10 protein-coding genes are annotated in these 12182 nt (G+C 66.0%); 6 read left to right on the top strand and 4 right to left on the bottom strand.

Features of this window, described 5'->3' with window-relative positions:
• Positions 1–14: 14 nt before the first annotated feature.
• From J2848_RS21300 to J2848_RS21275, 6 genes are all read left to right on the top strand, one after another.
• Complete coding sequence (locus tag J2848_RS21300) at positions 15–1466, top strand: helix-turn-helix domain-containing protein (RefSeq protein WP_149233224.1); 1452 nt, start codon at positions 15–17, stop codon at positions 1464–1466.
• A 134-nt stretch (positions 1467–1600) separates the two neighbouring features.
• Positions 1601–2470, top strand: coding sequence for a response regulator (locus J2848_RS21295; RefSeq protein ID WP_149233223.1), 870 nt, complete (start codon positions 1601–1603; stop codon positions 2468–2470).
• A 300-nt stretch (positions 2471–2770) separates the two neighbouring features.
• Complete coding sequence (locus J2848_RS21290; RefSeq protein WP_149233222.1) at positions 2771–3115, top strand: hypothetical protein; 345 nt, start codon at positions 2771–2773, stop codon at positions 3113–3115.
• A gap of 10 nt (positions 3116–3125) precedes the next feature.
• Positions 3126–4427: a hypothetical protein gene (locus J2848_RS21285; protein ID WP_149233221.1), complete on the top strand. Its 1302-nt coding sequence runs from the start codon at positions 3126–3128 to the stop codon at positions 4425–4427.
• A gap of 85 nt (positions 4428–4512) precedes the next feature.
• The gene (locus tag J2848_RS21280; RefSeq protein WP_149233220.1) at positions 4513–6015 is read left to right on the top strand and encodes a hypothetical protein; all 1503 of its coding nucleotides are present in this window, start codon (positions 4513–4515) and stop codon (positions 6013–6015) included.
• A complete protein-coding gene (locus tag J2848_RS21275; RefSeq protein ID WP_149233219.1) occupies positions 6012–8498 on the top strand; it encodes a hypothetical protein in 2487 nt (828 codons plus the stop codon). The genes J2848_RS21280 and J2848_RS21275 overlap by 4 nt, the downstream gene beginning before the upstream one ends.
• 130 nt (positions 8499–8628) lie before the next feature.
• Here the strand turns inward: J2848_RS21275 and J2848_RS21270 are convergent, their stop codons facing one another.
• From J2848_RS21270 to petA, 4 genes are all read right to left on the bottom strand, one after another.
• Complete coding sequence (locus tag J2848_RS21270) at positions 8629–9180, bottom strand: DUF924 family protein (protein WP_149233218.1); 552 nt, start codon at positions 9178–9180, stop codon at positions 8629–8631.
• A 114-nt stretch (positions 9181–9294) separates the two neighbouring features.
• Positions 9295–10056 carry a cytochrome c1 gene (locus tag J2848_RS21265; protein WP_149233217.1) on the bottom strand — a complete coding sequence of 254 codons (762 nt, stop codon included), beginning with the start codon at positions 10054–10056 and terminating at the stop codon, positions 9295–9297.
• A complete protein-coding gene (locus J2848_RS21260) occupies positions 10056–11324 on the bottom strand; it encodes a cytochrome b (RefSeq protein ID WP_149233216.1) in 1269 nt (422 codons plus the stop codon). The genes J2848_RS21265 and J2848_RS21260 overlap by 1 nt, the downstream gene beginning before the upstream one ends.
• A 30-nt stretch (positions 11325–11354) precedes the next feature.
• Positions 11355–11924, bottom strand: coding sequence for a ubiquinol-cytochrome c reductase iron-sulfur subunit (gene petA, locus J2848_RS21255; RefSeq protein WP_109075514.1), 570 nt, complete (start codon positions 11922–11924; stop codon positions 11355–11357).
• Positions 11925–12182 lie beyond the last annotated feature (258 nt).

The following is a 12182-nucleotide window of genomic DNA, read 5'->3' as shown; positions in this document are numbered from 1 at the left end:
AGGATTTTATACGCATGCAAAAGAAGCTGTTCCTTGGCTACAAGCTGCGCCGCCTGCGCGAGCAGCGCGGCCTGACCCAGGCGTCGCTGGCCAAGACGCTGGAGCTTTCTCCCAGCTATCTCAACCAGTTGGAGAACAACCAGCGCCCGTTGACCCTGCCGGTGCTGATGCGGATCGCCGCCACCTTCGAGCTGGAGCTGTCCGCCTTCCTGGAGGATGAGGACAGCCGGCTGGTCTCCGACCTGCGCGAGGCGCTGGCCGACCCGCTGTTCGCCGGCGCCCCGCTGACCGCGGCGGAACTGCGCAGCGTGGTGGGGTCCAGCCCGGAACTGGCCCGCCGGGTGCTCAGCCTGCATCAGGCCTATCAGAAGCTGCATGAGCGGGTGCAGTCGCTGACCGACAGCCTGTCCAACAGCGAACAACAGGGCGACAGCTTTGCCGGCCCGCAGTTCCCCTATGAGGAGGTGCGGGACTATTTCCATTACTGCAACAACTACATCGGCCCGCTGGACGAGGCGGCGGAACGGCTGTGGGATGCCGAGAAGATCCATTCCGGGTCGCTGCTGAACGAACTGGCCGCCTATCTGAAGCGGCGCCACGACGTGCGGGTGAAGATCGTCGCCGACGAGGCCGGCGACACCGCCATGCGCAGCTATGACGCCACCACCGGCACGCTGCGGCTGTCGGCCCTGCTGACCAGTTCCAGCCGCGCCTTCCACATGGCGAACCAGATCGCCCTGCTGGAGTTCGGCGACCAGATCGACGAGCTGGTGGATCAGGCGAAATTCTCCAGCGAGGACGCCCGGTCGATCTGCCGGGTCGGGCTCGCCAACTATTTCGCCGGGGCGCTGGTGCTGCCCTACCGCGCCTTCGCGGCCCAGGCCCGCGCGCTGCGCCACGATGTGGAGCAGCTGCAAAGCCGCTTTTCCGCCAGCTTCGAGCAGGTCTGCCACCGGCTGTCGACCTTGCAGCGGCCGGGGGCGCGCGGCCTGCCCTTCTATTTCGTCCGGGTCGACATGGCCGGCAACATCACCAAGCGCCATTCCGCCACCCGCTTCCATTTCGCCCGCTTCGGCGGCGCCTGTCCGCTGTGGAACGTGCACGAGGCCTTCGCCCAGCCCGGCAAGATCCTGGTGCAGTTCGCCCAGATGCCGGACCGCACCGCCTACATCAGCATCGCCCGCACGGTGACCAAGCGCGGCGGCGCCTATCTGAAGCCGTCGCGGCAATTCGCCGTCGGGCTGGGCTGCGAGGCGAGCCACGCGCCGGAACTGGTCTATGCCGCCGGCATCGACATCACCGACCTGAAGGCGGCGGTCCCCATCGGCGTCAACTGCCGCCTGTGCGAGCGCACCGACTGCCAGCAGCGCGCCTTCCCGCCGATCGGCAGCGAATTGCGGGTGAACGAGCATCACCGCAGCTTCGTCCCCTACCTCTTCAACCCGCCGGACGCGCCGCCCCGCTGACCACACCACCGCAACGGGCACCCGGTTGGCCCGCGACTTGCTGAGAACAGGTCGCAAGATCGGAAAGGCTGTGCCTTCGGGCATTTCCAAACCCGGTCGCTGCAAGCTGCGTTGCATTTTGCCAATGGCGGGTCATGAACGGTGACAATCTGCATCACGCTCCCGGCGGGAGGGTGACGGCCTTCGCTCCCGAAGCGCTGGCCCGCATGCTGTCGGTATCGAGCGCGGCGCTGGCGCAGGGACGGGGTATCGCGCTGGACGTGAGCGTGCTGACCGGCACGCCGCCACGGCTGCTGGGCGATGCGGAGACCGCGGGCGCGCTGTGCAACGCGCTGACCGCCAGCGCCATCGCCACTGCCGACCCCGGCCGGCTCGCCATCCGCCTGTCGGCCCTGCCGGCGGGGGAGGAGCGGGTGACGCTGCGGACCGAGCTGAGCGGCCGCTTCGACACGACCGGCGAGGATGGGTTCGGTCAGGAACTCGCCCGCCGGCTGCTGGCGGCGCTGGGTGCCCAGATGAGCGTGGAACATGGAGCGGACGGGATGCGGCGGGCGATCCTCGACCTGCCGGTCGCCCTGCCGTCGCGCACCACCGATGCCGAGCGGCTGATGAGCTGGGCGCGCTCGCGCGGCGGCCGGCTGCTGGTGGTGGACGACAGCGCCACCAACCGCATGGTGGTCGCCGGACTGCTCGCCAAGGCCGGCTTCTCGGTCGAGACCGCCACCGGCGGAGCGGAGGCGGTGGAGGCCGTCGCCCAGGCGCCGGTCCCGCCCGAAGCGGTGCTGATGGACGTCGCCATGCCGGACATGGACGGGGTGGCGGCCACCACCACCATCCGCTCGCTCGGCGACGAGCGCGCCCGAATCCCGATCATCGCCGTCACCGCCAACGCCCAGCCCGAGGACCGCCTCCGCTGCCTCTCCGCCGGCATGAACGATTATCTGACCAAGCCGGTGCGGCGCGCCGATCTGCTGGGCGCCCTGGAACGCTGGCTGGCGCCCTGATCCGGCGCGGTCCCGGCCCGGACGGCCGCCAAGCTGCGGCAGTCTGCCGACGGCGACGGCAGCAATGCCGAGGAAAACACCCCGCCGCCGCCCTATAGCCGTGCATCCAGGTCTCCGCCGCCTCCGATGCGGTATTCCATCATTGGAATTGTACTCGCTGGTTGCGCCCCGCCACGCGCCACGCTATGATTTTTTCAAAACATCCCTGGATCGGCAACGCCGAAGACGAGGCAACGAAGAGCCGAAGACGAGGCAACGGAGACGAAGGCAAGCGTCATAAGCGGCGATGGGAGGGGAGCCATGAACGAACCGGCGTTTCAGCATGTCCTGTCGGTGGATCCCGGCATATCCGTCGATGAGGTGCAGGCCCTTATCCAGGCGGTGTGGGAGGACTTCCGCGACGATCCCGAATATCGGCAGGAAAGTGTCGGCGACGACGCGGTGCTCGCGGGACTGGAGCAGGAAGCCGCCGCCCCCCTCCAGGCGAAGCCGAATGCGGAAGGCACGGGGTTGGTGACGACGATCCTGATCGCCGCCGCCGGCGGAATCTCGGCCCAATATGGCGTCCGCGCCTTGGACACACTATGGAACCGCGTCATCCTGCCGCGGCTCCAGAAGAAATTCGGCGATCGCATCAAAGGCTAGTCCGACGGGAATGATCAGCCTCCTGACGTCCAGAGACCGGGATGTGTACCTGGATTTCGCGGAACTCAAGGTGCTGGTCGCGCGCATACTCGTCACACTGCATTTGGACGCTCCGCTGCCGTCCACAGGGACAAGGTTGCTACATCAGCACCATAGCGTGCGTTCGGCCGGAATCCAGCGGGCCTGCAGCGTGCGGAACGTCCGGAACAACGAGCTTCGCCTTGATGCCCACCTGCGCGCAGTGCTGACCGCGCTGGAAGGAGAAATGGCTCCGGGCGCCGCCGCCACGTCCGAGGGCGACAGCGAGGTCCAGACTGGGGATGACGAACTCAAGGCCCGCATCGAACGGCTGAAAGCGGAAATCGGCAGGATCGACTGCGAGACTTGCGCGGGCAAAGCGTCACGTCGGCCGTGCAATGGCCGCTGGCAGGACGGCAAGATACAGCGTGGCAACGCGCGCTGCCTCGACCATCTGCGCGGATTGTTCGAGTTCGCCGTGGCCGTGGGCAACCGGGCCTACGCGGCCGTCCCCCATAGCGGCGGAGACAAGGCCATCACCGTAGGCCTCAAAACCCTGCCGGGGCGCGACCTCAAGGTCAACGCCGCGACGCACTTCCCGCCGGACGACCATGCCGCCGCGCGCGCCGCCGACGTGAGCATCTGGCTGCCCGCCGAGAAGTTCGAGATCGCGAACTACTACCAGACCCTCTATGGGCTGCTGCATGAGGTGATCGTGCACGCACCGCAGACCCTGGGTATTGCCGGTTCGCGCGTACCGCAAGGCGACGACTGTCCATTCAGCGAAGGCTTCATCGACAGCGCCGCCGTGCAGGCGTTCCTCGCCGCGATCGACGATGCGGCGTCCCTGCCGGAGCCGCAACGCGAGCAGGTCGGGCATCTGGACCATGTCGGCCTGACCGCGCGCCTCCGCGACGGCGTGATGAAGGAACACGGCGACCGCACGGACCCGGACAGGATTCCGCCGACCATGCCGTTCGACCCGACCGCCGAACGGGAACGCACCATTCTGGGACAGCGCTGGAGCGGCAGGCAGACCTTCCAGAAGCTCGGGGGATTTGCAGGGTTGGTGGATGAAGCGATATCCGACGCGGCCACCCGCCTTGCCTTGGCTATCAACCTGCTCGACCTCGACCGCGACAAGCGGCTGCAGTTCATCAGGATGCTCGAACAGGCACTCACCCGTGACGCCGAACGGCTCACCCGGAAGGATCTGGAACGCAAAAGAGCGGTCCAGCGCTTTTGTAGGTACGGCGACCTGGACAGCGTGCTGACCGCGTTCAACTTGACATGATTGATTTTTCGTGCGATTGAATGGAAATTAAATCCGGCCGTCCGCGTGACGTCCGGTGCTCCGCGGTACAAGGGGGCGGTTCACCGTGGCCAGCCAAGATTACAGCATCCTCAGCGGTATCCTTGTTCTCGAACGATTCACCGTATCGACGCTGGCCCGCTATGCTGGCCTGTCCGCCAACACCGTCTCCTCCTGGCTGAACCGGCACAAGGAGTGGTTCGTGCTGGAAAGCAGGAGCGAGACCGGCAAACGCGGCCGCCCGCAGAAGATCTGGCGCCTGGCCGACGACCGCAGCGCCCTGGTGAAGCGAGAGTTCGAGGAGCTGTATCCGAAGGTTGCCGCCGCGGTCGCCGAAAGCGAACTGAAGGGGCTGGGTCCGCAGGCCATCTGGCCCGACAGCCTCAAGACGTCGTGGGAAAGCCTCGCCGCGGCCGATCTTGCGCGGCAGGACGACGACGTCGAACTGGTCCGCCTGCACGAACGCAATGCACGCTCCTGGCTCACCCTCGCCTGGGAGGACGTCGAGGATTACGCCGCCTCCGGCGTGGCGATTCCGGACCGGCAGCTCGAAACCATCGTCGACGTCGACATGAGGATCGGCAAGCGCCATCCGCCTCCCTTCCATTCGGTGACGGAAGCCGCCGCCTGGATCACGGGGTGCTGCCGCGAGCGGGGCGAGCCCCGCCTGCCGGACGCCTTCGTCGCCGCTCTGATGGCCGCGCAGGCACGCAGGCTCACCGACAGCCAAAGCGGCTACCTGAGCGGCGGCCTGCTCGTGGCGCTGGCGCGGGCGAGCTGTGCGAATGAACAGCCGGTGGTCCGCGTGGCGACGGCGGTCATGGCGGCGCTCGGGGTGCAGGACATTGCCAGGCCGCTCCGCCTTCTGCAGATCGAGGACGGTATCCTCTACCGCAACCCCGATGAGCTGCTTGCCGTCATCCTCGGCGTCAAGCAACACCCGACGCTGCCGCGGGAGAGCGTCATCATCGACTGGTTGCAGTCGCTGCCGCATTCCAGCAACTGGCAGCCCCGGCTTGCGCCGATCGTCCTCACCATGCTGGCCGAAGCGCCGGCCATGGTGATGCATCGTCTCGTCGCATGGTTCAATGCCGATCTGGACAGGGTGCTCCATGCACCACCCGACATTCCCGACTGGAGCCGGCAGATCTATGAGCAATGCGCCGACTATGCCAGACGGGCGGTCAAATTCACCCGCCCGCTGCCCTGCTTCGGCGTGCTTCCCCTGACGCCGGACAATGCGGCGGCGCCACCGGCGGACGCATGGGCAGACGCATGGGCGGTCGCGGCCTGGTCGGCCCGACAGGCATACGAACTCGCCCCCGACGGCACCGACCTGATGCAACCGAACTCGCTTGCGGCAGCGATCCTGTCCGTGGTGAGGCAGCACGCACACGCCACCTTCGAAGGCGACGACCGGGATCTCCAAGGCGGCGGTCGGGGAGGCGCGCAAGCCGGCAGGACGCCGGCACCCGGCCAGACGGCACCGGAACGGCTGATGGACCAGCCGCGCCTGAGGGCGCTGGCAGATGCCTATACCGTCCCCCTCCGCATGGGCACGGCAGCATGACCAGCTTGCCTCCCCCGCAGAACGAGGACAACTCGCGATATTTCCGCGACGCCGCCGAGTTGCGATTCAATGTCCAGATGAGCAAGGATGACTACGAATTCGCCAAGGAGGGCAACCGCATCGTCTATCTGGTCGATGCCAATGTGGTCAACCTGTTCCTCAATCCGACGAAGCAGGCGCGGCATGTGACGCCGTTCGTTTCGGACAGCCGGTCCGACCATCTGGCCGGGACGGCATTGATCACGGCGGAGTTCCTGTTCTCACGCATGCTGGCGGGGCAGCAGAACACACCGGTCTTCATCACGCCCGCCCATTTTCACGAGGTGGTCGACTTCGTGAACGACCAGGACAGCGAGCCGGAGATGCCGGAACCTGACGAAAGCGTCGGTTCGCGCAAGCGCCTCGCGCTCCAGGATCTGGTCGACAGGCTGCGGGTCGGCGCCGTTACGCGCGAGGCGGTGATCGACCACCTGCGCCGGGACGTGCCCGTCCTGCTGAACCATCTGCTGCACGGCCGGCTCGGCATCGCCAACCAGTTGCTCCGCCTCTATGAAACGGATCTGCTGCGGCCGCTCGACCTGCATCCCGCGGCCACCGCCGGCATCCTCGACCCGCCGCAATCCGAGATCAACGACTGGGTGAATCTGATCAACGAGGAACGCAGGCTGACCGAACGGCGCCGGTTGTTGCAGAAGCAGGCGGCGGCCGAGGCCGCGAACGCGCCGCAGCGCCCGGCCGCCTCCAGAAAGGGCAAGGAGGACACGGACCTCCATCGGCTTCGCGACAATATGACGCGCGACGCCGTATCGATCGTGCAGTTGCTACTGCTCAACAAGGCAGCGGCCGACACCGATCTCGTTCCCCGCACGCGCTACGTCCTGATCACCGCCGATCGTTCCCTGTTCCGCGCCTATGCCTTCTGGTTCTGGACGCAGAACGCGGAAAACCCGGAACCGGCGCATTTCGCCCTCCGGCTTCCGACACAGTATGTGCCCGTGCTCAAAATCGAAGAGATGCCGAACTGCGTCGAGAACTCTGACATCATCAAGCGCACGAGCGAGGCACTCGACGGTCTCCTGAAGAATATCCACACCGTGGACCGGAACAAGTATCCCTACACGTTGCCGTACCACATCGGCCTGGATTTCCGCGACCATGTCCGCAAGCAGATGGGTGACGGAGCGACGCGGCGGGAAACCTTCCGGCAGTTCTTCAATCTCGATCTTTACCGAATCCACGGCGATCCCGAAGTCTTCCGTGGCATCAAGAATGACTGGGCGGCGGCCTACCGCAATGCGGAGGTTCTGAATGCGGAGCTGATGGCGAACCGGGCACGGGCCGAGTTCGAACCTTTGGCGACGCTGCTGAAGGAGAATGCCAGCCTGCGGGACGCCCTGGTCGCCCAGCAGCGCAAGCTGCTGCAGAGCGTGGAAGCACGGCACACGCAATTCAGCATCTTCAACAATTACTTCCGCATGCTGCCGCAGGCGGCCCATCGCGCCGGACGCGGCCCGATGGCCATCCGCGTCGATTTCACCGCATTGACCGGGGCGGTTTCGTTCAACGCCTTCGTCTCGATCCTGGACCGGGAGCCCAAAGAGGAGGGCATCGCGCGGATCACCCGGGTGGCGGAGACCCTGCGCGCCAACTTCAACCATGAAGCAATGCTGTTCGCGGCCTGCGCCGCCTACCGGTGCGAAGACTGGCCCGCCGCCCGCCATTATGCCGAGCGCGCGATCGCCCTTCTCTCCTCGCTCGACGGCATGACCCGGCCCGGCTGCGCCGCCGACCGCCACGAAGCGGAGCACCTGATTGCCTGTACCCTGCGCTTCGCGCTGTCGCTGGACAGCGACTTGGCACAGATCCACCAGTTCACCCAGGAAGCGAAGCGGCTGCTGGAGGCCGGATTGCGCTATTTCGAGCGCATGGACGACGCGCTCGGCTGCTATCGTGCGCAATCCGAGTTGGGCGCACTCAATCTCACGGCCGCCTATGCGATCAGGATGAGGGCGCGCAACCCGTCCGAAACGGCTGCGGACGCGGCGGACCACATCCGTCATACCGTCCGGCAGATCGAAGACGCGGCGACCTCCCGCGCCGGGATCCCGACGGACGCGGCCGACGACATTCTGAAGGTCGTCGATACGCAGTTCTACGCCAACATCATCAGCCTGGAAGCATATCTCCGGCATGTCGGGCCGGAGGACGGGATCCGCGGACTGCCGGTCGGTATGGTCGAGCGTGCGCTGGCGGAGATGGAGCCCCGCGTGACCTCCGGCGGCTATCCCACCGTGCTCGCCGTCGAGCATGCGGTGGTCCGCTGGAGTCTGGAGAGCGACCAGCGCACGCGCCGGATGCTGCATGACCGCTTCTGCGCCCTTTGCGAGGAATCGCTCAAGGCGGGCACGGTGCTCACCGAACTTGACCGCGATGAAGTCGAGTGGCTCCATGCCCGCTGCCAGGGCCTGTCAACGTCACACTGAAGCATCCGGCAGACTCCGGTTTCTTGAGACTCCGGTTTCCTGATTTTCCGCAGGTTTCATGGGTCAAGCAGGCCCGCTTGACCGATCGCGCCCCGGTGGGCCGTCCCGGTGCCTGCATCGGCGCCAAGCGTCAGAACGACGAGTCCGGCTCCTTCAGGAAGGCGTCCTCCTCCACCGTGCCAGGGCGGCCGAGAACCGCGTTGCGGTGGGGAAAGCGGCCGAAGCGCTCGATGATCTCGCGGTGGCGCCGGGCATAGCGCAGCGTGTCCTCATCGCCCACCCGCTCGGTGAACAGGGCGACGGAGCGCTCCTGGCTCGCCATGTCCTCATGATGCTCGTAGGGCAGATAGAGGAAGATCCGCTCGTCGGTCGTGCATTCCAGGTCGAAGCCGTTGGCGACGGCATGGTCGCTCACGCTCCGTGCCTTGTCGTCGGTGGCGAAGGCCCGCGCGTCGTCGCGGAACATGTTACGCGGCACCTGATCCAGCAGCACGCACAGCGCGATGCAGCCGTCGACGTCGTCCATCCAGTGATCGTAGTCGCCACGGGCCGCCGCCTCGTAATGCGGTCCCAGCGTGTCGGCGACCGCCCGGTCGAAGCTGGCCGACTTGCGGAACCAGTAGGGCTTCATCGCCTCGTCGAACCAGAAATCGACGATCTCGTCGATCAGCTTGTCCACCATCATCCTCTCCACACCAATGTCCGACGCCCGACGACCCGTTCCCCCAAACAGGAACAGGGCGCCCGATGGGGCGCCCTGTCCATGTCCTAAATCACTTTACCGAACCCATTAGGCTCAGTGCAGCGTGCTCCACAGCTTGCGCTTGGCGGCGTACATCAGGCCGGCCAGCACCAGCAGGAACAGGATCACCTTGACGCCCATCTGCTTGCGGGCATCCAGGTGCGGTTCCGCGACGAAGGTCAGGAAGGTCGCCACGTCGTGCGCCTGCTGCTCCACCGTCGCCTTGGTGCCGTCGGCGAAGGTGACGCCGTCGGGCTGCAGGATGTTCGGCATGCCGACCTGATGGCCGGGGAACACCTTGTTGTAGTTCATGCCGTCCATCAGCTTGACGTCGGCCGGCGGCTCCTCGAACCCGGTGAGGAAGGCGTAGATGTAATCCTCGCCACCGACGCGGGCCTTCGCCATCAGCGACAGGTCCGGCGGCAGGGCGCCATTGTTCGACGCGCGGGCCGCCTGGTCGTTGGCGAAGGGCGACGGGAAGCGGTCGGCCGGAAGGCCCGGACGCTTGAACATCTCGCCCGCATCGTTCGGACCGGCCGTCATCTCGTAGCCGGCGGCGATGCCCTTCAGCTCGTCTTCCTTGAAGCCGATGCCGGCCAGCGTGCGGATCGGCACCAGACGCATGGAATGGCAGGCCGAACAGACTTCCTTGTAGACCTGGAAGCCGCGCTGCGCCGACGACTTGTCGATGGTGCCGAAGATGCCGGCATGCGGCCAGTTCTGCTTGGGGATGTGCACGCCTTCGGAGGCCTGCGCGGCCCCGGCGATGCCGAGAGCCAGCGCCGCCGAAAGGATTGCAGTCTTCAACGCGCGCATCAGGCCTTCTCCATCGGCTTGGCATGGGCGCCGGCGGCGATGCCACCCCCGCCCTTCAGAACGGACTCGGAGATGCTGTTGGGAAGCGGACGCGTGCGTTCCAGCTTGCCCAGCACCGGCAGCAGGACCAGGAAGTGGAAGAAGTAGTAGAAGGTGCCGATGCGCGCGATCAGCAGCCAGGAGCCCTCGGCCGGCTGCGAACCGGCATAGCCCAGGATCAGGGCGTCGATCGCCAGGATCCAGAAGAACTGGCGGTAGACCGGGCGGAACTTGCAGCTGCGGACCTTGGAGCGGTCGAGCCACGGCAGGAAGGCCAAGAGCGCGATCGAGCCGAACATCGCCAGAACGCCGCCCAGCTTGTCCGGGATGGCGCGCAGCATGGCGTAGAAGGGCAGGAAGTACCATTCCGGCACGATGTGCGCCGGGGTCACCAGCGGGTTGGCCGGGATGTAGTTGTCCGGGTGGCCCATGTAGTTCGGCATGAAGAACACGAACACCGCGAAGACGATCAGGAAGATCACCACCGCGAAGCCGTCCTTGACCGTGACGTACGGGTTGAACGGAACGGTGTCCTGCGGGCCCTTCGGGTCGATGCCGAGCGGGTTGTTCGAGCCGCAGACATGCAGCGCCGCCGTGTGCAGGATCACCAGACCCAGCAGGACGAAGGGCAGCAGGAAGTGCAGCGCGAAGAAGCGGTTCAGCGTCGGGTTGTCGACCGAGAAGCCGCCCCACAGCAGCGTGACGATCGGGTCGCCGACGATCGGGAAGGCCGAGAACAGGTTGGTGATGACGGTGGCGCCCCAGAAGCTCATCTGGCCCCAGGGCAGCACATAGCCCATGAAGGCGGTGCCCATCATGACGAGGAAGATGATGACGCCGAGGATCCACAGGATCTCGCGCGGCGCCTTGTAGGAGCCGTAATAGAGCGCGCGGAACATGTGGATGTAGACGGCGATGAAGAACATCGACGCGCCGTTGGCGTGCACGTAGCGGATCAGCCAGCCGTAATTCACGTCGCGCATGATGCGCTCGACCGAATCGAAGGCCAGCGAGGTGTGCGACGAGTACTGCATCGCCAGGAACAGGCCGGTGGCGATCATGATGACCAGCATGATGCCGGCGATGGCACCGAACGCCCACAGATAGTTGACGTTCCGCGGCATCGGGTAGTGGTTGTACTCGTGATCCAGCATCGTGAAGATCGGCAGGCGGCTGTCGATCCAGTTCACGACCGGATTCTTGAACTTGGTGGCTTGAACCTGAGCCATCTCGGGGGTCTCCAGAACCGTTGGGCCGCGTTAACCGAGCCGGATCTTGGTATCGCCGGTGAAGGCGTACGTCGGAAGGACAAGGTTGGCGGGGGCCGGGCCCTTGCGGATGCGCCCAGCGGTGTCGTAGTGCGAGCCGTGGCAGGGGCAGAACCACCCGCCATAGTCGCCGCGCGGATCGGTGACCTTCTGCCCGAGCGGCACGCAGCCCAGATGCGTGCAGATGCCGATGACGATCAGCCATTCAGGCTTCTTCACGCGGGCATCGTCGGCAACCGGATCGCGCAGGTCGCCCAGATTGACGGTCTTGGCGGACTCGATCTCCTCGGCGGTGCGGTGGCGGACAAAGACAGGCTTTCCGCGCCAGGTGACCGTGATCGCCTGACCGACGGCCACGGGGGCCAGATCGACGTCGATGGAGGCAAGCGCCAGGGTGTCGGCCGCCGGGTTCAGGCTGTCGATGAAGGGCCAGGCCGCCGAGGCCGCCCCGACGACGCCGACCGCACCGGTGGCAAGATACAGAAAATCGCGGCGGGAACCCCCCTCGCCGCCGGAGGCCGCGTGGCCACCCGTCCCGGGCGGATGCGTGGTCTGAGCCATAAGCCTGTTTCTCCTCAAGGCATGCCCGACGCCCTTTGCCCGCGCCGGACGACCGATGGACCGTATCTATTCTATGACGCGGCAAGCCCGCCCGCCGGAAGAAAACCCCCGAGGCACGCCGCGTCCGTCCGGAGTGGGTATCTCCAGTTTCGAACCTGCGGTATACCGTCGCGTCGGCATCTTGGAAAGTCCTTGGCCGGGAGACAATTTGTCGCGTGTGCGAAGGGCAAGAACATTTGTATGCAAAACAAACACTTC

The sequence above is a fragment of the Azospirillum lipoferum genome (genome assembly GCF_024170005.1).
Lineage (GTDB): Bacteria > Pseudomonadota > Alphaproteobacteria > Azospirillales > Azospirillaceae > Azospirillum > Azospirillum lipoferum.
This window is presented reverse-complemented; position numbering and strand designations above follow the sequence as displayed.